This is a genomic window from Mycolicibacter sinensis (assembly GCF_001667945.1).
Lineage (GTDB): Bacteria > Actinomycetota > Actinomycetes > Mycobacteriales > Mycobacteriaceae > Mycobacterium > Mycobacterium sinense_B.
In genome coordinates, this window is the sequence record NZ_LZJK01000130.1 from 36,913 (window position 1) to 59,767 (window position 22,855).

Consider the following 22,855-nt stretch of genomic DNA (forward strand, 5'->3'; position numbering starts at 1 on the left):
CCTGGCGGTGGTTGGGCCCGTCGGGCCCTACCAGTCCCGGACCTCCTCGGCAACGGCCGCGCAGATTCGCTGCGCCGCGACGCGGTCGGCGGCCGGATCATTCGATGGCTCCAGCGTCACTTCCAGGTAACACTTGAGCTTGGGCTCGGTGCCCGAGGGCCGTACCACCACGCGCACCGAGGTCTCGTCACGCTGCCCGGTGAACTCCAGTGCGTCGGTGGTCGGCCCGGCGCGGTGCAGCAGATCGGTTGCGGTGACAGTGAATCCGGCCAGTGCACCGGGGGGAGCAGCGCGCAGCCGGGACATCACCGCGGTGGCCTCGGCGACGTCGGCCACTCGGCGGGTTACCGCGTCGGTGACGTGCACGCCGTGCCGGCGCGCCAACCCATCGAGCGCCCCGGCAACCGAGCCGCCACGGTCGCGCAGCGCCGACACCAGGTCGCACGCCAGCACGGCGGCGGTGATGCCGTCTTTGTCGCGCACCGCATCCGGGTCGACGCAGTAGCCGATCGCCTCCTCGTAGGCGTAGACCAAGGCGCCGGGCAAGCCGCTATCGGCGCGGGCGAGCCATTTGAACCCGGTCAGCGTCTCGACGTGGCGTGCCCCGTAGCGCCCAGCGATGCCCGCCAGCATCCGCGACGACACCACGCTGCTGGCAACCACCGCAGCCGAGGCACGGCGGGCCGGCAGCCGGGAAAGCAGGTAATCGCCGAGTAGCCAGCCGGTTTCGTTGCCGGTCAGCATCCGCCAGCCGTCCGGTCCGCCGATACCGACTGCGCACCGGTCGGCGTCAGGATCCAGTGCGATCGCGATGTCAGCGTTGACATCGGCGGCCAGCTCCAGCAGCGCGTCGGCGGCGCCCGGCTCCTCCGGGTTGGGAAACGTCACCGTCGGGAAGTCCGGATCCGGGTCGAATTGGCTTGCCACGGTGTGGATGTCGCTGAACCCCGCGGCGCGCAGCACGTCGACCGCCAGCGCACCGCCCACCCCGTGCAGCGGCGTCAGCGCCACCCGGATCCCGCCGTGGTGGCGCCGCACCGCGGCCGCCCGTGCGATGTAGCGCTGCAGCAGGTCGCCGCCGGCCGGCGGGGCGGTGCGGCGGGGGATCGCATCGGCTGGGGGAGCGGCGGCCATCGCGGCCTCGATCTCGGTGTCGACCGGGGGGATGATCTGCACACCGCCGTCGAAGTACACCTTGTAGCCGTTGTCTCCGGCCGGGTTGTGCGAGGCGGTGATCTGGATACCGGCCGCCGCGCCGGTCTGTCGCACCGCGAACGCCACCACCGGCGTCGGCTGCGGATCGGCTAGCCGAAGCACCGAAAACCCTGCGGCGGCAAGGACTTCGGCTGTCGCCGCGGCAAACGCTTGCGAGCCGTGGCGGGCGTCGCGGCCGACCACCACGGTCGCACCGGCGCGCCCGCGTGCGGTGAGGACCTGGGCCACCGCCCAACTGGCGCGCAGCACCACGGCGAGGTTCATCGCGTCGGGCCCGCCCCGGACCGGCCCCCGCAGTCCGGCGGTGCCGAAACGCAGCGGCGCCGCGAACCGGGCGGCCCGTTCGTCGTCGTCCCAACCGGCCACCTCCGCGGCGGTCGCCGGGTCCGGGTCGTGGGCGATCCAGTCGCGCGGATTCACAGCCGGGCTACGACCTCGGCGAGCAGCTCACCCATCCGGGCCGCCGACTCCCGGCCGGCGGCCAGCACCTCGGCGTGGCTGAGCGGCTCGCCGGTGAGCCCGGCCGCCAGGTTCGTCACCAGCGACAGCCCCAGCACCTGAGCCCCGGCCGCCCGGGCGGCGATCGCCTCGTGCACGGTCGACATGCCCACCAGGTCGGCGCCCAGGGTGCGCAGCATCCGGATCTCCGCCGGGGTCTCGTACTGCGGGCCGGACATCCCGGCGTAGACGCCCTCGGCCAATGTCGGGTCCACCTGGCGGGCCAGTGCGCGCAGCGCCGGGGTGTAGGCGTCGACCATGTCGACGAAGTGCGCGCCCTCAAGCGGTGAACGTCCGGTCATGTTCAGGTGGTCGCTGATCAGCACCGGCTGGCCGACCTCGAAGTGCTCACGCAGGCCGCCGGCCGCGTTGGTCAACACCACCGTGTTCACACCGGCCGCCACTGCGGTACGCACCGGTCGCACCACGTCGACCAGCGGGTGGCCCTCGTAGGCGTGGATCCGGCCGACCAGCACCAGCACCCGATGGGTGCCGATCGGTATCGACACCAGCTCGCCGAGGTGGCCCGCCGCGGTCGGCGCACTGAACCCGGGCAGGTCGGCCATCGGCATCGCCGCGGTGGGCGTGCCCAGGGCCGTCACCGCCGGCGCCCACCCGGAACCGAGGACGATCGCCACGTCGTGGGTGTCGACCCCGGTGCGCCGGGCCACCACCGCCGCGGCCTGGGTCGCGAGCGGAACCGTCACAGCCCCTGAGCTTAGCCGCGCGCCACGGTGGGATACTGCGTGAATGCCCTCAGCTTCCGCGTCGCAGGCCGCGCAGGCGTGGTTGGCCGTCAACGCCGATGAGCTGATCGCCTGGCGGCGGCATCTGCACCGCCACCCGGAGCTGAGCCGCCAGGAGTTCGCCACCACCCAGTTCATCGCCGAACGCCTGGCCGGTGCCGGCCTCAACCCCAAGGTGCTGCCCAGCGGAACCGGGCTGATCTGCGACTTCGGCCCCGAAGACGGCCCGCGCATCGCGTTGCGGGCCGACATCGACGCGCTGCCGATGACCGAGCAGACCGGGGCGCCGTACGCCTCGCTGGTGCCGGGGGTGACCCACGCCTGCGGTCACGACGCGCACACCGCGATCCTGCTGGGAGCGGCGCTGGCGCTGGCTTCGGCGCCGGAGCTGCCGGTCGGGGTGCGGCTGGTGTTCCAGGCTGCCGAGGAGCTGATGCCCGGCGGGGCGATCGACGCGATCGCGGCCGGGGTGCTGTCCGGGGTCAGCCGGATCTTCGCGCTGCACTGCGATCCGCGGCTGCAGGTCGGCCGGGTGGCCACCATCCCGGGTCCGATCACCTCGGCGGCCGACACCATCGAGATCACCGTCGGCGGCCCCGGCGGGCACACTTCCCGGCCGCACCTGACCGCGGATCTGGTCTATGGGCTGGGCGTGCTGATCACCGGGCTGCCCGGCGTGCTGTCCCGGCGCATCGACCCGCGCAACAGCACGGTGCTGGTGTGGGGGGCGGTCAACTCCGGGGCGGCCGCCAACGCGATCCCGCAGGCCGGGCGGCTGGCCGGCACGGTGCGCACCGCCAGCCGCGACACCTGGGTGGCGATGCAGGGCATCATCGAGGACGCGGTGACCTCATTGCTGGCCCCGCTGAACATCGAGCACACGCTGTACTACCACCGCGGGGTACCGCCGGTGGTCAACGAGGCGGTGTCGACCCGGATGCTCACCCACGCGATCGAGGCCGTCGGGCCCGACGTGCTGGCCGAGACCCGGCAGTCCGGCGGCGGCGAGGACTTCTCCTGGTACCTCGAAGAGGTGCCCGGCGCGATGGCCCGGCTCGGGGTGTGGCCGGGGGTCGGGCCGCAACGCGACCTGCACCAGCCGACGTTCGATCTCGACGAGCGGGCGCTGGGCATCGGGGTGCAGGTGATGGCCGGCATCGTCGACCAGGCCGCGCTGCTTTAGCCTCAGCGGCGCGAGCTGGCGCACCTCACCGCTTTGCGAGCGTGCGCGTTTGCCCGCAGACACGCCCGCTCGCGGAGAGGACACTAACTCCCCGGGCCGATGTTGCGGGCCGGGCGGGTCTGCAGTTTGCGCACGTACTCCTCGGGCGCACCAGCGATCTGGGCGGCCTCGGCCACCACCCCCAGATAGCGCGCCGACGGCAGACCGCCCTCCCAGGCGTCCACCACGTACAGCCAGGCCAGCACCGGCTCGGGGGCGTTGTCGGCCGGATCCGACGTGATCCCGTCCACCCGGTCCACCCGACAGCGGATCTTCTTGTGGATCCCGAAGTCCGAACCCTCCCAGCGGTCCATGTTCTTCTCGTCCTCGGGGGTCACGTCGTAGAGGACGACGAACACGCTCGAGCCCGGGTCCTCGACCACGGTCGCCAGCGCGCCCTCCCAGCCGATGTCCTCGCCGGCGAACGTCAGCCGCCAGCCGTGGATCCAGCCGGTGCCGGTCATCGGGGAGTGCGGTGCACGCTGCAGCATCTGCTCGGGATGCATGTTTGACCCATAGGCGGCGTAGAGCGGCACGGCAGAAAGCTTAAACGCCGGGCCCCGGATAAGTTGGTCGCTGTGACTTCTGCCTCCACGCGCATCGTGATCATCGGCGGCGGACCGGCCGGCTACGAAGCGGCACTGGTGGCAGCGGCCAAGGGGCCGGAGGCGGTGTCGGTCACCGTGGTCGACGCCGACGGCATCGGCGGTGCCTGCGTGTTGTGGGACTGTGTGCCGTCCAAAACGTTCATCGCCTCGTCGGGGGTCCGCACCGAGCTGCGCCGGGCCCCGCACCTGGGCTTCGACATCCACTTCACCGACGCCGAGATCGAGCTGGAGAAGATCCACGAGCGGGTCAAGTCGCTGGCCGCCGCGCAGTCCGCCGACATCCGCACCCAACTGATCAACACCGGTGTCGAGGTCATCGCCGGCCGCGGGGAGCTCATCGACCCCGAAACCGGCCTGGCGCGCCACCGGGTCCTGGTCACCGAGCACGGCGGGGGACAGCGCCTGCTCGACGCCGACGTGGTGCTTATCGCCACCGGCGCCAGCCCGCGCACCCTGTCGAACGCCGAACCGGACGACGAACGGATCCTGACCTGGCGTCAGCTCTATGACCTGCGCACGCTGCCCGAGCACCTGGTGGTGGTGGGGTCGGGGGTGACCGGCGCGGAGTTCGTCAACGCCTACACCGAACTCGGCGTGCCGGTGACGGTGGTGGCCAGCCGCGATCGGGTGCTGCCGCACGAGGACCCCGACGCCGCCCGGGTGCTGGAGCGCTCGTTCGCCGAGCGCGGCGTCACCCTGGTCAAAAACGCCCGGGCCGCGTCGGTGACCCGCACGCACGACGGCGTGCTGGTCACCATGACCGATGGCCGCACCGTGACCGGCAGCCACGCGCTGATGACGGTCGGGTCGGTGCCCAATACCGCCGGTCTGGGCCTGGAGCGGGTCGGTATCAAGCTCGGGCCCGGTAACTATCTGCAGGTCGACCGCGTCTCGCGGACGTCGGTTCCGGGGATCTACGCCGCCGGGGACTGCACCGGGCTGCTGCCGCTGGCCTCGGTGGCGGCCATGCAGGGCCGCATCGCGATGTATCACGCGCTGGGCGACGCGGTGGCGCCGATCCGGCTGCGCACGGTGGCCGCGGCGGTGTTCACCCGGCCCGAGATCGCCGCGGTCGGGGTGCCGCAGTCCCAGATCGACGACGGCACCGTGCCCGCCCGCACCGTCATGCTGCCGTTGCAGACCAACGCCCGGGCCAAGATGAGCCGGATGCGGCACGGCTTCCTGAAACTGTTCTGCCGGCCGGCCACCGGCACGGTGATCGGCGGGGTGGTGGTGGCCCCGATCGCCTCCGAGCTGATCCTGCCGATCGCGCTGGCCGTGCAGAACCGGATCACCGTGGCCGACCTGGCGCAGACGCTGGCGGTGTATCCGTCGCTCTCAGGGTCGCTCACCGAGGCCGCGCGCCGGTTGATGACGCACGACGACCTGGACTGAGCCGGTCGCGTCTTCGCGTCGCCCGCCGAGCCCAGCGTGCACTGAGCGCGAAATTTCTCGTCGGAGCTCGCAGTGCGGACACGCTCGACGCACCAGCGTGGCCCGCGGGTAGTCGCGCTCACGTTCGGCGTCGAGAGTGACGCCAGTTTCACGCTCGACGCCGGGCGCCGGGCAGCCGCCACGTAGCCTGGCAGTCGTGAGCACGCTGGGACCTGACCAACGAGCACAAGCCTGGGACCGCCTGGGCAGCGAGCAGTTCGACGTGGTGGTTATCGGCGGGGGCGTGGTAGGCACCGGGTGTGCGCTCGACGCCGCCACTCGCGGCCTCAAAGTAGCCCTGGTCGAGGCCCGCGACTTCGCTGCCGGCACGTCGAGCCGAAGCTCGAAGATGTTCCACGGCGGGCTGCGCTACCTCGAACAGTTGGAGTTCGGCCTGGTGCGCGAGGCGCTGCACGAACGCGAGCTGTCGCTGACCACGTTGGCACCGCACCTGGTCAAACCCTTGCCGTTTCTGTACCCGTTGACCCGGCGGTGGTGGGAGCGACCGTATGTGGCCAGCGGGATCTTCCTCTACGACCAGTTAGGTGGGGCGAAATCCGTTCCCGCGCAACGGCACCTGACGCGTGCCGGCGCGCTGCGGCTGTGCCCGGGGCTGCGGCGCAGCGCGCTGATCGGCGGCATCCGCTACTACGACACCGTCGTCGACGACGCTCGGCACACCCTGACCGTCGCGCGGACCGCCGCGCACTATGGGGCGGTCATCCGCAGCTCCACCCAGGTGGTGGCGCTGAGACGCGAAGGTGACCGGGTGACCGGGGTGACCGTGCGCGACTCCGAGGACGGCGCCACCACCGAGGTGCACGGGCATGTCGTGGTCAATGCGACCGGAGTGTGGACCGATGAGATTCAGGCGCTGTCGCGGCAGCGCGGCCGGTTTCACGTGCGGGCCTCCAAGGGCGTACACATCGTGGTGCCGCGAGACCGGATCGTCAGCGAGGCGGCGATCATCCTGCGCACCGAGAAGTCGGTGCTGTTCGTCATCCCGTGGGGCACCCACTGGATCATCGGCACCACCGACACCGACTGGAACCTAGATCTGGCCCACCCGGCGGCCACCAAGGCCGATATCGACTATCTGCTGACCACCGTCAACACCGCGCTGGCCACGCCGCTGTCGCACGCCGACATCGAGGGCGTCTACGCCGGGCTGCGGCCGCTGCTGGCCGGGGAGAACGACGACACCTCCAAACTGTCCCGCGAGCACGCGGTGGCCGTGCCGGCGCCGGGCCTGGTCGCCATCGCCGGCGGCAAGTACACCACCTACCGGGTGATGGCCGCCGACGCGATCGACGCCGCCGCCGAGTACATCCCGACCCGGGTGGCGCCGACGATCACCGAGAAGGTGCCGCTGCTGGGCGCCGACGGCTACTTCGCTCTGGTCAACCAGGCCGAGCACGTGGGCGCCGAACAGGACCTGCACCCCTACCGGGTGCGCCACCTGCTGGACCGCTACGGCTCGCTGATCCACGACGTGCTGGCGCTGGCCGACGGCCGGCCGGAGCTGCTGGACCCGATCACCGAGGCGCCTACTTATCTGAAGGTGGAGGTGGCCTACGCCGTCGCCGCCGAGGGCGCCCTACACCTGGAGGACGTGCTGGCCCGCCGGACCCGGATCTCCATCGAGTACGCCCACCGCGGAGTGAACTGCGCCCGCGAAGTGGCCGAGGTGATGGCCCCGGTGCTCGGCTGGGACGACGCCGCCGTCGACGCCGAAGTGGCCAACTACACCGCCCGGGTGGAGGCCGAGATCTTGTCGCAGGAACAGCCCGACGACGCCTCCGCGGATGCGTTGCGCGCGAGGGCACCCGAAGCCAGGACCGAGATTCTGGAGCCGATTCCGCTTCCATGAACTGAGCTTCATTACGCTGCGAACGACGTCCCCGAGAGAACCGTGCAGATGGTCTGAAATCGGCGTTAACATATGTTTGACAGTTACTTCTAGGGCCACTACTTTCTGCCCATCAGCTGGATCACATGGGGGATCCGGGTACCGGGGAAGGTGTGGTCCATGTCGGATCTTGTCGGGGCGCGCCCGCACGCGCTGGCGTTGAAAGCCGGCCGGCTTGCCGCCGCCACCGTTCTTGCCGGCGCCGGTCTTCTCGGCGTCGTGGCGGTTGGGCCGGAGTCCCCCGGTGCGCCGCCGGCCGCCGCGCAGCGCAACGTGGAACTGGTGGCTTTCCCGACCTTCGCCGAGAGCCTGCAGAGCCTGCTCGACGCCATCGGCATGGGCGACCTCAACGAGGTGCTGGGAGGCTTCGGTGCCTTCACCGTGGACTCGCCGGTCTCGTCCTTCCTGGCCTCGTTGAACCCCGACGGCCTCACCTTGAACGGGGTCACCAATCTGTTCGGGATCTCGTTGACCGAGCCGCTCTACAGTTCGACGGTCGACTCGCTGCTCGGTCACGGCAGCGCGTGGCTGGTGGGTGGCGTGCCGATCGGCGACCTCGACCTCGGCGGCACCGGCGGGGTGCTCGATGCCTTTCTCGGCGCGGGCGCCGGCGCGCATTCGCTGACCGACCTGGCCAACGCGGTGGGACTGGGGTCGATGCTGAGTCAGTACGGGAGCCTGATCGACGGACTGGGCTTGGACAACATGAACGTCGAGAACTGCACCTTGACGTGCGGCGCTCTCGGCAATATCACCAGCCATCCCGGTCTTACCCTCAATAGCTCATTGAACGACTGGTTGAGCGGAATCCTCGGAAAGCCGACCGTCGACGTCATCCAGCACACGTTTTCGGGCCTCGGCTCTACTACGACAGTGCCGGACACCGCCACCACGCTGGGCGAATACCTGCACACCCTCCCGGTGAGCGACACCAACAGCACCACCATGGACAACGCGACCCTGGGCCTGCTACTTCACCTGACCCCCAACCAGACCTGGGATCAGTACCTCAGCAACCTGCCGTTCGGCGGGACGCTGTTGGACCCGTCCGGCGAAACCTGGGGGGAGCAGACCCTCGGCGCCTTGTTGAGCAGCTTCCTGCCCGACAGCAGCACCCTGACGATCACCGGTGACACTCCGATCACCGACATCCTGGAGGCCTTCGGCCTGCTGAACTGGTAGCCGAAAACCCCTCTCAGCTCAACCGCACCCGGCCACTCGGCCGGGTGCGGTTTATATCCAGGGCAGCGCCGTAAAGCAGTCGCGCTTGCTTTGCTGTCATTTGCTAGCGGTTTGGGTGCGCATTTCGCCCCTCAGTCCGCATTGGCCGGTATTTCTCGGCCGATAATTTCATACCGTTTGACGGTTAATGGCTCAAGTTAACGCTGGGACGGTATTGCTGGTGTGGGCCAGCTGTCCGCAGGTCCGGAATGCCTAGAGAATGCTGAGTGAGCCGTTATCGCCCACGAGTTTGCGGCAGCGATGTTACCGCTGGAATGTCTGTTGCGCAGCGTCGCGAATGGGGCAGGTGAGCTGGTAATTTACTGCCGATGCCGGTTGCTGACGCGAGCGAAAGGAAATGGAAAAATAGTTGACACGACACTGAGGACAACTTAAGTTAACGTTCGTTGCGGAAATCGCGACGCCAATTTGTTCGATCCCTGAAGGGGGCCTGATACATGTCAACTCTTTCCATTGCAGCGCCGACGGAGTCGCACGGCTTCATGGCAAAAGCCGGCGCACTCGCCGCCGGAACCGCATTAGCCGGCGCGGCGCTATTCGGCGGCGTGACCGTTGCTCCGACGGTTGCTGCCGGCCTTGCCGGGTCGGTGCAGCACGATTACGTGCTGACCGCCGACCCCTTCCCGACCTTCGAGCAGAGCCTGCAGAGCCTGCTGGACACCCTGGGCTACGGCAACATGGGGCAGGTGCTGGGTCTGTTCGGCACGGAAGCCAACCCCATCAACACAAGTTCGGATCTCAGCACCCTCCTGGCCGCACTGAACCCCGATGGCACGTCGCTGGACACGATCACCGGTGGCCTGCTCTCGGCGGATCTCACCGCGGTGCTGAACGATGTGCAGGTTGGCGGCGTAGGCCTGGGTGACGTACCGATCGACACCTTGCTCGGTGGCTTCATCGGCGGCGACGGCGCCAATACCAGCATCGGTGACCTGCTGGGCCTCTTCGGACTGGGCCAGTACGCCGGCCTGCTGGATCTGCCGTTCCTCGGCTTGTCCCCGTCCGACACGCTCGCCTCCGTGCTGAACGAGATGCTGGGAATCGGGGCCACCACCTCGCTGAACGACCTGTTGACCGACAACGGACTGGGGGACGCAACTATCGCGAGCCTGCTGGGCATCGACCCGAGTGCCCCTTGGAACGAGGTCATCAGCGGCATCACGCTCGGCGGGACCCTGAGTGACCCGGACGGCACCGGGACCCTGGGCGGCGAGACGCTGGGCGCTCTGCTGACGAGCCTGCTGCCGACCGGCAGTGACCCGGTGACCGACACCACCACGCTGACCGATTTCCTGGGCGACCTGGGCATCTTCAGCATGCTCGGCCTGGGCTGAACGGAGTAGTCGGCACCCGAGTAGGGGCGCATCGGCCACAACCCCCGACGGTTGTGGCCGATGTGCTTTTTTCAGCTGGCCATACTTGGCGCTATGGCCTCCCGTCGACGTCGCGCCCCGCTGCCGGTGCGTGACGGACTGGGCCCGGCCCGGCTGCGGCTCCGCGGCGGGCCGGTCGCCGCCGAGCTGCGCGACCGGTTCGGGGCGGCCGCCGCAGCGAAAGTGGCCGCCGGGGAGGTGTTGACCGCCGACGGGGCGGTGGTCGACGAGACGACGGCGCTACCGGCCGGAGCCCACATCTTCTGGTACCGGGAGTTGCCCGACGAGGTGCCGGTGCCCTTCGACATCCCGGTGCTGCACCGCGACGACGACCTGGTGGTCGTCGACAAGCCGCACTTTCTGGCGACCATGCCCCGCGGGCGGCACGTGGCGCAGACCGCGCTGGTGCGGCTGCGTCGTGAGCTGGGGCTTCCCGAGCTGAGCCCGGCGCATCGGCTGGACCGGCTCACTGCCGGGGTCCTGCTGTTCACCACCCGCCGCGAGCTGCGCGGGCCGTATCAGACGCTGTTCGCCCGCGGCGTCGTGCGGAAGCAGTACCTGGCGCGCTCGTCGGCGCCGCCGGTGGGCACGTTTCCCCGGCTGGTGCGCAGCCGGATCGTCAAACGGCGCGGCTGGCTGCAGGCTCGCGAGGAACCCGGCGAGCCCAACGCCGAGACGCTGGTCGAAGCGCTCGGCAACGGCAGCTACCGGCTGACCCCGCGCACGGGGCGCACCCACCAGTTGCGGGTGCATCTGGCCTCACTCGGTCTGCCCATCGACGGTGATCCGCTGTACCCCCAGATCGTCGAGGTTGCTCCTGACGACTTCTCCACCCCGCTGCAGCTGCTGGCCCACCGGCTCGAGTTCGAGGACCCGTTCACCGGGCGGCTGCGCCGCTTCGTCAGCGGGCGCGCGTTTGCGCTGTGAGTGTCCCGGGTACAGGAAGGCACGACAGAGCAGAGGGGAGTCTGATTCTGATGAAGGCACACGGCAAGATGGCGATCGCGGTGCTCGGCAGCGCAGCGGCGCTGGTGGCAGCCGGTTGTAGCGGCACCAAGGAAGAAGCCCCGACCAGCACCACTACCACCACAACCGAGACCACCATCACCACGACGGAGACCACGCCGATGGAGCCCGCCCCCGGCGTTCCCGGGGAGCACCCGGGCGAGCCCGGCGGCCCGACCGGTGGCGGCGGGCCCGGTGGTGGCGGCGGCGAGATTCCCGGTGGCCCCACCGGTGGCGGTGGCCCCGGCGGCGGTGGCGGCCAGATCCCGGGCGGCCCGACCGGTGGTGGCGGGCCCGGCGGTGGCGGCGGTCAGATCCCGGGCGGACCCACCGGCTGGGGCGGACCCGGCGGTGGCGGTGGCTGCCTGCCCGGTGTGGGCTGCGGCGGGTGGCCGTGATCGGCCGCGTGATCGGCCGACGTCGCTGAGGCGTTAACCCGACAGGCCGAGCGACTCGGCGAGACTGACCAGGACCGACCAGGGCGCCGCCGCGGCGCCCGGAAGCCCGCTGGATGCTCGCCCCCCCCCGTTATGGCGGGTTCGGGCAAGGCGGCATCGCTGCCGTTCGGGGTGTCGTCGGCCAGCGCGGTGACTACCTCGCTGCGAGTTCATGTTCGTCGGGAACCACCCGAACCGCGTCGGCTCTCCCCGATCCCAGCCGTGGTCGATGTCATCAAGGGCAGGGATTCGGCCGGAATCATGTCGCAATCATGTCGCTGCCGGCTGCCGAGGCCGGCAGCTCGACGGGCCAGCCAGCGAGGACGAGGACAGCCGAAAGCCGGCCAGCGGCAGGGCTGGCCGACTTCGGTTACCGGTCAGTGCCCGGGAGGTCCCGGCGGGCCGGCGGGTCCGACGGGGCCGGGAGCGCCCGGAGGCCCAACCGGTCCACCCGGAGGCCCGATCGGTCCCGGTGCACCCGGTCCGCCCGGAGGCCCGATCGGTCCCGGTGCACCCGGTCCGCCCGGAGGCCCAACGGCACCCGGTCCGCCCGGAGGCCCGACGGCGCCCGGCGCCCCAGGAGGTCCGACGGCGCCCGGCCCGCCAGGAGGCCCGACGTTACCGGGAGGTCCCGGCGGCCCCGGGGGCCCAGGAGGCCCAGGAGGTCCCGGCGGCGGCGGCGCTTGGGGCACGAAGGCCGAAACGTGCGTGGCGCCGCCGGGCTGCGTTGCGCCCGCAATAGGCGAAAGGCCCACGGCGGCGGCGATCCCGCCGGCTGCCAGCCCGGCCACGCTCACGCCGATCAGCGCGTGTCTGTTGTTCACCATTTTCCGTTCCTTAGCTCGATTGCTTCGGACATCAAGGCGGGTACCCGGCTTCCCCGAGCAGCGAAACCACCGGCGGCCAATCGCCGCTCACCGGGACAGACGTCACCGCTGACATGACGGGCACCAGAAACTGATGCGGCTGCCGCTGCTATCGCATTGCACGCAGGTCCCGCAGCGCCGGCACGGCTTCCCGGCCCGGCCATAGACCCACAGCTGCCGGCCCGGCCGGGTGTCGCCGGTGGTGCAGCGCGACCATCGCAGCCGATTCGCCCACAACATCTCATGGGCGCGCGCCACCAGGCGGGCCGGATCGGCCAGCGCAGCAACCGGGGCGGTCGGCAACCGGCCGACGACGAAGCACAATTCGTTGCAGTAGACGTTGCCGATGCCGGCCAGCACAGTTTGATCCAGCAGGGCCGCCGCCAGTGGACGGTGCGGGTCGGCCATCAGGTTGGCCACGGCGGTGTCGGGATCCCAGTCGGCGCCGAGCAGATCCGGACCCAGGTGCGCGACAGCCTCGCCGTCGCGGTCACGCTCGAGCACCTCCAGCACGCCCAGGTCGATACCGAGAGCGCGAACGGGTCCGGCCTCCAGGATGATTCGCACCCGATGGTCGAGCGGCGCGCGGGCGACCCGCCAGCTGCCCTCCATCTTCAGATGCGAGTGGATGCTGGCTTGCCCGACCCGGATGAACAGGTGCTTGCCCCGGCTGATCACCTCGTCCACCCGCTGCCCGGTGAGGTCGACGCCGGCGTAGCGGGGAACCCGGATGTCGCAGCGGGTCAATGTCTTTCCGGTCAGGGCGTCATCGAGCACGGCGGCGGTGTGGTAGACGGTGTCGCCCTCGGGCATCAGCGCAGCCGCAATCCCCGCGGGGTGCGGGAGAATCCGGCCTCGGCCAGCGCCGACGTCGTCGGCGAGTCGCGAATCTCCAGCACCGCCGTGCCGTCCACCCGCTCGACCAGGATCCCGTCGACCCGGCGCTCGGCGATCAGCCCGGCCAGCGCACCGGCGGCGGCCCGCTGCACCTCGGCGGCGTCTTCGCCAGTGGCGAAGTTCAGCAGCGACCGGCCGCCGCGCTCGACGAACCACACCAGGTCGCCGTCGACCAGCACCACCAGCGCGCCCGCCTTGCGGCCCGGACGAGCGGTGCCCGGATGCGCCGGCCAACCCAACGCCGCCCCATACGGGTTGGCCGGGTCGGCGGCGGCCATCGCCACCGCGTGGTACGCCGGTGCGGCCGGGTCGACCCCGTCGAGGTAGCCGCGCAGCCGGTCCACGGTCGAGGCGAGGGCGAACTGTGCCGCGCCCAGCGATTCAATGAAGTAACCGCGTTGGCAGCGCCCGGCTTCCTCGAATGCGCTCAGCACCTTGTAGAGGGTGGCGAACCCGCCGGGCACCGCCTCGGCGGCCACCGCGCCGCGGGTCAGCACCCCGTAGCGGTGCAGCAGCAGCTCGGCGGTGTGGTGGGCGCGCACCGTGGAATCCTGTTCCGGCGCAGGCAATCGCGACCACCGCCCGGCCACGGCCGGGTCGGCGGAACGAGTGGCGGCGTGCGCGACGCTGTAGCGGCTCAGCCGCGGCGGGCGCTTCGTGCGGTGGGCCGGGGTGGCGCGCCGGGTGCCGGCCAGCACCGCCCGCATCGGGGCGAACGTGTCACCGGTGACCCAGCCCGCCCAGATCAGCTCCCACAGTGCGGCTTTGAGCTCCACCTCGCTCGCGCCACCGCCAAGCTGGCGGAAGAAGAACGCACCGCCGCCGTCGAGCGCATCCAGGATCTGCCGGTGCGCGTCGCCGAACTCGAGCGGTGCGCCAGGGGTCAACGTCAGCGGCGCCGAATCCGCGGTGTGGAACACCACCCACCCGTCGGCGGCGGGCGCGTTGCCGGCCGGGGCACCGGCGCCTGACCACAGCACCTCCCCGGAGGTCAGCAGCTCGTCGAGCATGGCCGGGGCGTAGTCGCGCACCCGCGAACCCAGTACCAGCGGCTCGACCGCCGACGCCGGCAACGGCACACCCGCCAGCTGCTCGATCACCCCGGCCAGCCCGTCCAGACCGGACGCGGTGCCCCGGGCGCCCAGCTGCTGCCAGGCCGGCAGGAAACGCGCGTAGGCGGCCGGCGACACCGGTTCGATCGCCGAGCGCAGCGCGGCCAGCGACCGGCGTCGCAGAATCCGCAACACCTCCGCGTCGCACCATTGTTCACCGGTGGCGTCCGGGAAGTCGGCGAACTCCCCGCGCACCACCCGGCCGTCGGCGGCCAGCCGGCCCAGCGCATCGGCGGCCACCCGGGCGCCCAGCCCGAACCGCTCGGCGGCCTGCCCGGTGGTGAACGGTCCGTGGGTGCGGGCGAAGCGGCCCAGCAGTTCACCCAGCGGGTCGGCGACCGGCTCGGTGAACCCGGCCGGCACCCCGGGCGGCACCGCCACCCCGATGCCGTCGCGCAGCCGGCCGGTGTCCTCGATGGCAATCCACCAGCTGCGCCCGGCGAACGACACCGTCAGCACCCGCCGGGTGGCCAGCAGATGCTCCAGCCAACCGCCCACATCCACGCCCGCGGCCCGGGCGCTGACCTCCTCGCCGGTGAGCGGGCCCAGCAGCCGCAGCAGATCCGCCACCGCTTCGGCGTCGCGGGCGGCCTTCTCCGGGGTCAGGTGCTGCAACTGGCGGGCGGTGGCATCGATGACCTCGGGGTCGAGCAACTCGCGCAGCTCCACCCGACCCAGCAACTGCGCCAGCAGGGTCGGATCCAGCGACAGGGCCGCCGCGCGACGCTCGGCCAGCGGGCTGTCGCCCTCGTACATGAACGCCCCGACGTAGCCGAACAACAACGACGCCGCGAACGGCGACGGGGTGGCGGTCTCGACTTGGACCACCCGCACCCGGCGCTGCGCGATCCGCGCCATCAGATCGGTCAGGGCCGGCACGTCGTAGACGTCTTGCAGGCATTCCCGCACGGTCTCCAAGACGATCGGAAACGCGGGATACCGGCGTGCCACGTCCAGCAATTGGGCGGCCCGCTGGCGTTGCTGCCACAACGGTGTGCGGCGGCCCGGGTGCCGGCGCGGCAACAGCAGCGCCCGCGCCGCGCATTCCCGAAACCGGCTGGCGAACAACGCCGAACCGCCGACCTCGGCGGTGACGATCGGCTCGATTTCGTCGGCGTCGAAGACGAACAGGTCCGCGCCGGGTGCCTCGGTCTCCAGGGTGTCGGGCAGCCGCACCACAATGCCGTCGTCGGAGGCGGTCGGTTTCTCGTCGATGCCGTAGCGTTCCTGCAGCCGGCGGCCCACCGCCAGTGCCAGCGGTCCGTGCACCCGCAACCCGTAGGGGGAGTGCAGCACCACCCGCCAGTCGCCGAGCTCGTCGCGGAACCGCTCCACCAGCAGCGTGGTGTCGGTGGGAACGGTCCCGGTGGCGGTGCGCTGGTCGTCGAGCAGCCGCCACAGATTGTCGGCGGCGTAGTCATCGAAACCCAAATCGGCGCAGCGTTTGTCCAAAGCGGTTCGGTCGAGGCCGGCCAGCTCACCGGTGAACTGCCCGAGGGCGGCGCCGAGTTCGGCCGGGCGTCCGACTCCGTCGCCGTGCCAGAACGGCAGCCGGGCAGGCTGGCCGGGCGCCGGGGCCACCAGCACCCGGTCATGGGTGATCTCGGTGATGCGCCAGCTGGTGGCGCCCAGCGAGATCACATCGCCGGGCCGCGATTCGTAGACCATCTCCTCGTCGAGTTCGCCTACCCGCGACGGCTTCTGCGTTCCGGCGAGGTACACCGCGAACAGTCCCCGGTCCGGGATGGCGCCACCGGAGGTGACCGCCAGCCGCTGCGCGCCGGGCCGGCCGGTCAAGGTGCCGGTGTCGCGGTCGTAGACCAGCCGGGGCCGCAGCTCGGCGAATTCGGTCGACGGGTATTTACCGGAGAGCAGGTCCAGCGTCGCCTCGAACACACTGCGCGGCAACGTCGCGAACGGGGCGCTGCGCCGCACCGTGTCGAACCACGCCTCGGCGTCCAGTGGCTCCAGCGCGGCCGCGGCCACCGTGTGCTGGGCCAGGATGTCGAGCGGATTGGCCGGCACCGTCAACGTCTCGATCTGACCGGCCAGCATCCGCTGGACCGAGTTCGCGCAACCGATCAGGTCGGTGCGGTGCTTGGGAATCAGTACACCGCGGGAGATCTCGCCGACGTGGTGCCCGGCCCGCCCGATCCGCTGCAGCCCGCTGGCCACCGACGGTGGCGCCTCGATCTGGATGACCAGATCGACCGCGCCCATGTCGATGCCCAACTCCAGGCTCGAGGTCGCGACCACCGCCCGCAGCCGCCCGCTTTTGAGGTCTTCCTCGACGACGGCGCGGGTCTCCTTGGACACCGACCCGTGGTGGGCCCGCGCCAGCGGTGCTAGTGCGTGGGGACCCGCTGCGCCCGGCTCGGCCGCACGTGCGATCGCCACCGGTGCGGCCGGGTCGTCGCGGCGCTCGGCGTGGATCTCGTTGAGCCGCGCGGTCAGTCGTTCGGCCAGCCGGCGCGAGTTGGCGAACACGATCGAGGAGCGGTGCGCCTCGATCAGATCGACGATGCGCTCCTCCACCTGTGGCCAGATGGTGCCCTCGGCGGGGCTGGCCATGTCCGGTACCGGCACCTGCACCGTCAGGTCGAACGTCTTGGCCGCCGGCGGCGCCACGATCCGGGTCGGGGACTGGCCGGACAGGAACCGGGCGACCTCTTCGGCGGGACGCACGGTGGCGCTGAGCCCGATCCGCTGGGCCGGGCGGGCCAACATCGCATCGAGACGCTCCAGCGACAACGCCAGGTGGCTGCCGCGCTTGGTCCCGGCCACCGCGTGTACTTCGTCGACGATCACTGTCTGCACCCCGGTCAGGGCTTCCCGCGCCGCCGACGTCAGCATCAAAAACAGCGACTCGGGGGTGGTGATCAAGATGTCGGGGGGCTTGGCGACCAGTTCGCGGCGCCGCGCCGCGGAGGTGTCGCCGGAGCGGACCCCGACCGTGATGGCCGGCGCGGGCAGGCCGCGATGCGCCGCGATGCGGCCGATACCGGCCAGCGGGGTGCGCAGGTTGCGCTCGACGTCGACCGCCAGGGCCTTGAGCGGTGAGACGTACAGCACCCGGGTGCCCGATGGCCCGCTCGGCGCTGCGGTCAGCCGGTCGATGGCCCACAGGAATGCCGCCAGGGTCTTGCCGGACCCGGTGGGCGCGACGACCAGCGTGTTGTGTCCGTCGGCGATCGCCGACCAGGCCTGCTCCTGGGCGGTGGTGGGCGCGGTGAAGGTGCCGGTGAACCAGTCCCGGGTCAGCGCCGAGAACCGGGCCAGCGCGGTAGCGGAATCTCGGCTCACCCAGCCATGGTGCCAACTTCGCGGGCGCGCTGCCGAGGTGTGCGGTTTTGCGCCCGCCGTCGCCGGGTAATCGGCCACCCGTGGCAGGGGTGACAGGGGGAGCCGGGATGACCATTGTGGACCACCGGGCGCGGGCGGCCCGGCCGATTTTCGCCGATGTGACCCCGGCTCCGCGGGGTGAGTTGCCGCTGGAAGCGCCACCGCGCGACTGGACGTGGCTCAACTGGGCATTGTCGCTGCTGACCGCGCCGGCCGCGGTGTTATTGATGACCTTCGCGCTGTCCAGGGTGGCCGGCACCGCTCGGTGCAACAGCGCAGCCTGTCCGGAGCTGCGGGTGAACGGCGCGCTGTTCGGCCTGCTGTATCACGGAGCGGCCGGTGTCGCGGCGGTGACGCTATTTCTCGCGTTCTTCTTCGCGACCACCCACCGCCGCGGGATCGCGGTCTGGGCCTGCGGCTGGGCCTTGCTGGGGGCCGATTTGGTGACCCTGCTCGCCGTGTTCTGACACGCGGGGCGAATCCGCGAGGCATTTCTGCACTTCGGTCACGTGAAATCCCGTCCCACGGCGGTACCCGGCCGTTTCCGCGCCGGATTGACCGGGTAGTTGCGATGGCATGGGGTCCTTCCGGAACCGTCGCGAGGCCGGCCAGGTACTGGCCGGGCGGCTCAGCCACTACCGAGGGCATTCCGAAGTGGTGGTACTTGCCCTTCCGCGCGGTGGCGTTCCGGTCGCGTTCGAGGTAGCCCGGGAACTTCAGGCCCCCCTGGACGTTTTCGTCGTCCGCAAGCTCGGTGCGCCCGGATTCCCAGAGCTGGCGTTAGGGGCGATCGCCGGCGGCGGGGTAGTGGTGACCAACGACGACGTGATCCGTGCCCACCGGGTCGGTGCCGAGGACCTCGAAGAGATCGCCCGTGCGGAACGGCAGGAGTTGGCCCGACGGGAGCAGGCCTACCGGGGCGCGCGGCCGGCAGCGGAGATTGCCGGCAAGATCGCGGTGGTGGTCGATGACGGGCTGGCCACCGGCGCCACCATGCAGGCCGCGCTGCAGGGAATCCGCGCCCTGTCGCCGGCCCGGGTGGTGGTCGCGGTGCCGGTCGCGCCGCAGGACACCTGCGAGGAGTTGCAGCGCCTCGCTGACGAGGTCGTCTGCGCGATCACCCCCAAGCGGTTCACGGCTGTCGGCGCGGCGTATTGGGACTTCGACCAGACCAGCGACGACGAGGTGCGCCACCTGTTGGCGACCGCGACCACTGACGCGCAGCCGGCCGCTCGGGGAGATGACGCTACTGCGGCGATCCGGCGGGAGGCGCGCCCGGCGCCCGGAGGCGTGATCCCCGACGAAGAGTTGTTCAGCCTTGTCGGCGAGGCGCGGTTCGTGCTGATCGGGGAGGCCAGTCATGGAACCCGGGAGTTCTATGCCGCGCGTGCGCAGATGACCCGTCGCCTCATCGAAGAAGGCGGGTTTCACGCGGTGGCGGTCGAAGCGGATTGGCCCGACGCGTATCGCGCGAACCGCTATGCCCGCGGCATCGGCGATGATGCGGACGCCGCCACCGCGTTGGGCGGGTTCGAGCGGTTTCCGCAGTGGATGTGGCGCAATGCCGTGGTCGCTGACTTCATCGCGTGGCTGCGCACCCATAACGCCGCCCATCGCGCACCGGTTGGCTTCTACGGGCTGGACCTTTACAGCCTGCGCCGTTCGATCGACGAAGTGATCAACTATCTCGAGAATCGCGATCCCGCCGCCGCGCAGCGGGCCCGGGATCGCTACAGCTGCTTCGACCATTTCGCCGACGAACAACGGTACGGCTACGCCGCCGCGTTCGGGACGGGCGAATCCTGCGAGGACGAGGTTGTTCAGCAGTTGGTCGATCTGCAACGACTCGACCTCGAGCTGGTGCGCCGCGATGGCATGGCAGAAACCGAAGAGCGCTTCTTTGCCAGGCAGAATGCCCGCTTGGTGACGAGCGCGGAAAAGTACTATCGCGCTATGTTCGGCGGCCACATCGCGTCGTGGAACTTGCGTGATCGGCACATGATGGAAACGCTGCACGAGATTGCCTGTCACCTCGACGCCCAGGTGGGCAGATCGAAAGTCATTGTATGGGCGCATAACTCGCACTTGGGTGATGCACGCGCCACCGAGTTGGGTGACGCCGGTGAGCTCAACCTGGGGCAGCTGGTCCGTCAAGCGTATCCGGGTGACAGTTGCAACATCGGGTTCACCACCTACACCGGCACTGTCACCGCCGCCGACGATTGGGGCGAGCCGGCCAAGACGATGGATGTCCGGCCGGCGCTATCCGGCAGCATGGAAGCGTTGTTCCACAACGCTGATCGCGGCGACTTCTACCTGCGTGCCGGTCGGCAAGGAGAGCCGAGCGCCATGCCGCGGACACCGCTTTTACAGCGTGCGATCGGAGTGATCTACCGTCCACGCACCGAACGCCAAAGCCATTACTTGATGGCCCGGGCCGCCGATCAATTCGACGCAGTCGTTCATATCGATTCCACTTCCGCGCTGCAGCCATTGCCGGCAACCGCCGAGCCGGTTCCGGGGGAAGCGGAAACCTTTCCGCACGCGGTGTGAAGCGTATTGCCCGCACCATTCGATCACCCCGGCGCGGCACGGGGGTGTGCGGCGTGAACCGGTTGACGCCGCATGCCGCGACCGCAGCCAGGAGTGAAACCCCCGGCAGATGACGGCAAGTTTTCGCGGCCTATTGCCAGGGTAGCTGCTAAGCGTGGACCAGCCGCGTACGTCGTTCGTCATCGCCACCAAAGATCGCGTCGACAGCCTGGCAGCCACGGTGGCGCATCTGCTGGCCAGCACGCGGTGCCCGATCATCGTCGTGGATAACGGCTCTCACGACGATACGTCTGCGATCATGGCCGGATTGGCTGGCAGCCATCCGCACGGTGAGCGGCTGCGGATCATCCCGCTGAGCAGCAACCACGGGGCGGTGGCACGAAACATCGGGGTGGCCGCTTCGCGGACGCCCTATGTGGCGTTCTGCGACGACGACTCGTGGTGGCAGGCCGATGCAACCACCATCGCCGAGCGCGAGTTCGACCGGCATCCCGATGTCGCGGTGTTAGCCGGGCGCACGGTGATCGAGCCGGGAGGTCGAACCGACCCGTTCAGCGACCGACTGGCCAGCAGCCCGCTAGGCCACCGGGCGGACCTGCCCGGGCCGTCGATTCTGGGATTCCAGGCGTGCGGAGCGATGGTGCGCAAGTCCGGCTTCGAGGCGGTCGGCGGCTTCAGCGAAGTATTGCAATTCCGCGGTGAAGAACAGTTGCTGGCCTTGGATTTGGCCGCCGGCGGATGGCAACTGTGCTACTGCGCGGCGATGGTGGCGTTCCACCGGCCGTCGCCGCGGCGGGCGAGCACCACCGCGCAGCAAGCACGGGTGCTGCGTAACGAACTTCTGACCGCATGCATGCGCCGGCCACCGGCAAGGTGTCTGTCATCGGCGGTGGCATTATTGCGGGCCGCCGGCCACGATCGCGCACACCGGCATGCGGCCATCGAAGCATTGGCACGATTGCCGGCAGCGCTGCGCAACCGCCGAGTGTTGCCGCCGGAACTGGAAGATCGAGTCCGGATTTGCGAAGTGGAACGGCCGGCGAGGAGTGAATCGGAACCAACAAGTTCGGGGCCATGTGGCTAAGCAATGTGCATGTGAGCTCGCCGCGGTCGCTCCCCGGGGCGCGTTGCGGACTACTCGGAACCGATCATGGGTCGCCGAAAAAGAGCGTTGTCGCAACGCCGATCAGTGCCGCTCGTAGTCGGGCTGAAGATAGATGGCCCGCACCGTCGGCACGACAGCGCGGACGTCGGCTTCCGCACCATTGATGGCGTCGGCCACCGTTTCCAGTTCCATCTTGGGGTCAAAGACCACTTTGGCGGTCACCAGCAGTTCGTCGGGGGCCAGATACTGGGTCCGTAGCTCGAAGATACGGTCGACGTGGCGTGCCGTCTCCAACGCGGATTGGATTGTCGCGTATTGCCCGCTGGTGGCGCCCTCGCCGATCAGCAGGCTGTGCGTCTCGATGATCAGCAGTGTTGCCACGCCGCCGAGCAGTACCCCGATACCGACCGTCGCCAGCCCGTCCCACACCGCGTTTCCGGTAAGAGTTGTCAATGTCACCCCGATAAAAGCCAGGCTCAGGCCGGTCAGCGCCGCGGTGTCCTCCAGCAATACGACCGGCAATTCCGGCGTACGGGAATTTCGGACAAAACCCCACCAACTGCTCGAACCCTTCAGTGGCCGCGACTGATTCCGCGCGGTTCGCAGACTGTAGCCCTCAAAAAGCGCTGCAACTACCAGTATCAAGATGGGGACCAGTGGTGTGGACAGCGGCTCGGGATGGGTGATCTTGCGATAGCCCTCGTAGAGAGTGAAAGCCGAGCCGAGGGTGAACATCGTCAATGCAACGACGAACGAATAGAAGTATCTGCTTCTGCCATAACCGAACTGATGCAACGCATCTGGGCGTTTGCGGGCCCGGCGCTTGCCGACCATGAGCAACAATTCGTTGACTGTGTCTGCCACCGAGTGCACCGACTCACCAAGCATGGCCGAACTGTCGCTCAGCAGGTAGCCGACGAACTTGGCGGTGGCGATGCCGACATTGGCAACCAGCGCGGCGGCGATGGCCCGAGTTGTTCCGCTGCTCGCCACCTGGTCCACCTACCCGCGCCGTCTGCCCGGCAAACGATCGCCGGAAAGTTTGACTGGAGCTTTCCGGCGGGTATCCCGACCAACTGGTCTTGGAGCACATCGAAAGGATGTCGGCGATGGCTTTGCGCAAGGGCCACAAAGCGGAGTCGGACGTGGAACCCGAGACCCACCAGGCGCGATCTCGTGCCGGCAGGGCCGAAGACGGAAGCTATGTGGGGCGGACCGGCCCTGATGACGCGCTGGACGTCGGCGAAACCGGCGCCGAAGCCCGCCGAAACGACGCACAACACTGACCTGG

The 22,855-nt window shown here is 69.9% G+C and carries 17 protein-coding genes; 11 read left to right on the forward strand and 6 right to left on the reverse strand.

Translation table 11 applies throughout. The features are described 5' to 3' along the window. Positions 1–27 precede the first annotated feature (27 nt). Together A5694_RS17070 and A5694_RS17075 are read right to left on the reverse strand one after the other, a co-directional pair. Positions 28–1,635, reverse strand: a complete 1,608-nt coding sequence (locus A5694_RS17070) for a phospho-sugar mutase (RefSeq protein ID WP_064923304.1) — start codon at positions 1,633–1,635, stop codon at positions 28–30. Beyond that, positions 1,632–2,420 carry a purine-nucleoside phosphorylase gene (locus tag A5694_RS17075; protein ID WP_064923305.1) on the reverse strand — a complete coding sequence of 263 codons (789 nt, stop codon included), beginning with the start codon at positions 2,418–2,420 and terminating at the stop codon, positions 1,632–1,634. Before A5694_RS17075 ends, A5694_RS17070 begins: the two co-directional genes overlap by 4 nt. 43 nt (positions 2,421–2,463) lie before the next feature. Here A5694_RS17075 and A5694_RS17080 point away from each other — a divergent pair, with 43 nt between their 5' ends. After that, a complete protein-coding gene (locus tag A5694_RS17080; protein ID WP_064923307.1) occupies positions 2,464–3,642 on the forward strand; it encodes an amidohydrolase in 1,179 nt (392 codons plus the stop codon). Positions 3,643–3,725: 83 nt separating this feature from the next. Here A5694_RS17080 and A5694_RS17085 read toward each other — a convergent pair whose 3' ends face one another. Further along, the gene (locus tag A5694_RS17085) at positions 3,726–4,217 is read right to left on the reverse strand and encodes a gamma-glutamylcyclotransferase (protein ID WP_064923309.1); all 492 of its coding nucleotides are present in this window, start codon (positions 4,215–4,217) and stop codon (positions 3,726–3,728) included. 42 nt (positions 4,218–4,259) lie between these two features. On the opposite strand from A5694_RS17085, the gene A5694_RS17090 reads away from it, so the two are divergent. From A5694_RS17090 to A5694_RS24150, 6 genes are all read left to right on the forward strand, one after another. Then, positions 4,260–5,684, forward strand: a complete 1,425-nt coding sequence (locus A5694_RS17090) for an NAD(P)H-quinone dehydrogenase (protein ID WP_064923311.1) — start codon at positions 4,260–4,262, stop codon at positions 5,682–5,684. Positions 5,685–5,871: 187 nt separating this feature from the next. Next, positions 5,872–7,593 carry a glycerol-3-phosphate dehydrogenase gene (gene glpD, locus A5694_RS17095; protein ID WP_185746547.1) on the forward strand — a complete coding sequence of 574 codons (1,722 nt, stop codon included), beginning with the start codon at positions 5,872–5,874 and terminating at the stop codon, positions 7,591–7,593. A 159-nt stretch (positions 7,594–7,752) separates the two neighbouring features. Further along, positions 7,753–8,814, forward strand: coding sequence for a hypothetical protein (locus A5694_RS17100; protein ID WP_064923315.1), 1,062 nt, complete (start codon positions 7,753–7,755; stop codon positions 8,812–8,814). A gap of 542 nt (positions 8,815–9,356) precedes the next feature. Further along, complete coding sequence (locus A5694_RS17105) at positions 9,357–10,208, forward strand: hypothetical protein (RefSeq protein WP_064923317.1); 852 nt, start codon at positions 9,357–9,359, stop codon at positions 10,206–10,208. A gap of 93 nt (positions 10,209–10,301) precedes the next feature. After that, entirely contained in the window at positions 10,302–11,174 is an 873-nt protein-coding gene (locus A5694_RS17110; RefSeq protein WP_082952720.1) for a pseudouridine synthase, read from the forward strand. A gap of 50 nt (positions 11,175–11,224) precedes the next feature. Continuing rightward, entirely contained in the window at positions 11,225–11,650 is a 426-nt protein-coding gene (locus A5694_RS24150; protein ID WP_064923322.1) for a hypothetical protein, read from the forward strand. A gap of 968 nt (positions 11,651–12,618) precedes the next feature. Here the strand turns inward: A5694_RS24150 and nei2 are convergent. Then, complete coding sequence (nei2, locus tag A5694_RS17125) at positions 12,619–13,368, reverse strand: endonuclease VIII Nei2 (RefSeq protein ID WP_064923326.1); 750 nt, start codon at positions 13,366–13,368, stop codon at positions 12,619–12,621. Beyond that, positions 13,368–17,867 carry an ATP-dependent helicase gene (locus A5694_RS17130; protein ID WP_064923328.1) on the reverse strand — a complete coding sequence of 1,500 codons (4,500 nt, stop codon included), beginning with the start codon at positions 17,865–17,867 and terminating at the stop codon, positions 13,368–13,370. Before A5694_RS17130 ends, nei2 begins: the two co-directional genes overlap by 1 nt. A gap of 107 nt (positions 17,868–17,974) precedes the next feature. On the opposite strand from A5694_RS17130, the gene A5694_RS17135 reads away from it, so the two are divergent. The 3 genes from A5694_RS17135 (at position 17,975) to A5694_RS17145 (ending at position 21,543) form a co-directional block, all read left to right on the forward strand. After that, the gene (locus tag A5694_RS17135) at positions 17,975–18,373 is read left to right on the forward strand and encodes a hypothetical protein (protein WP_064923330.1); all 399 of its coding nucleotides are present in this window, start codon (positions 17,975–17,977) and stop codon (positions 18,371–18,373) included. A gap of 109 nt (positions 18,374–18,482) precedes the next feature. Beyond that, complete coding sequence (locus A5694_RS17140; protein ID WP_064923332.1) at positions 18,483–20,459, forward strand: erythromycin esterase family protein; 1,977 nt, start codon at positions 18,483–18,485, stop codon at positions 20,457–20,459. A 154-nt stretch (positions 20,460–20,613) separates the two neighbouring features. Further along, positions 20,614–21,543, forward strand: coding sequence for a glycosyltransferase family 2 protein (locus A5694_RS17145; protein WP_064923334.1), 930 nt, complete (start codon positions 20,614–20,616; stop codon positions 21,541–21,543). A gap of 102 nt (positions 21,544–21,645) precedes the next feature. Here the strand turns inward: A5694_RS17145 and A5694_RS17150 are convergent, their stop codons facing one another. After that, a complete protein-coding gene (locus A5694_RS17150; RefSeq protein ID WP_064923395.1) occupies positions 21,646–22,557 on the reverse strand; it encodes a cation diffusion facilitator family transporter in 912 nt (303 codons plus the stop codon). A 116-nt stretch (positions 22,558–22,673) separates the two neighbouring features. Between A5694_RS17150 and A5694_RS24155 the strand changes: the two genes are divergently transcribed. After that, a complete protein-coding gene (locus A5694_RS24155; RefSeq protein WP_165604274.1) occupies positions 22,674–22,850 on the forward strand; it encodes a hypothetical protein in 177 nt (58 codons plus the stop codon). Positions 22,851–22,855 lie beyond the last annotated feature (5 nt).

Bases quoted from the DNA above. Each gene is read 5' to 3' on its own strand.
- A5694_RS17080 (WP_064923307.1), top strand. From the start codon at position 2,464: ATGCCCTCAGCTTCCGCGTCGCAGGCCGCGCAGGCGTGGTTGGCCGTC.
- A5694_RS17100 (WP_064923315.1), top strand. From the start codon at position 7,753: ATGTCGGATCTTGTCGGGGCGCGCCCGCACGCGCTGGCGTTGAAAGCC.
- A5694_RS17105 (WP_064923317.1), top strand. From the start codon at position 9,357: ATGGCAAAAGCCGGCGCACTCGCCGCCGGAACCGCATTAGCCGGCGCG.
- A5694_RS17110 (WP_082952720.1), top strand. From the start codon at position 10,302: ATGGCCTCCCGTCGACGTCGCGCCCCGCTGCCGGTGCGTGACGGACTG.
- A5694_RS24150 (WP_064923322.1), top strand. From the start codon at position 11,225: ATGAAGGCACACGGCAAGATGGCGATCGCGGTGCTCGGCAGCGCAGCG.
- nei2 (WP_064923326.1), bottom strand. From the start codon at position 13,368: ATGCCCGAGGGCGACACCGTCTACCACACCGCCGCCGTGCTCGATGAC.
- A5694_RS17135 (WP_064923330.1), top strand. From the start codon at position 17,975: ATGACCATTGTGGACCACCGGGCGCGGGCGGCCCGGCCGATTTTCGCC.
- A5694_RS17140 (WP_064923332.1), top strand. From the start codon at position 18,483: ATGGGGTCCTTCCGGAACCGTCGCGAGGCCGGCCAGGTACTGGCCGGG.
- A5694_RS24155 (WP_165604274.1), top strand. From the start codon at position 22,674: ATGGCTTTGCGCAAGGGCCACAAAGCGGAGTCGGACGTGGAACCCGAG.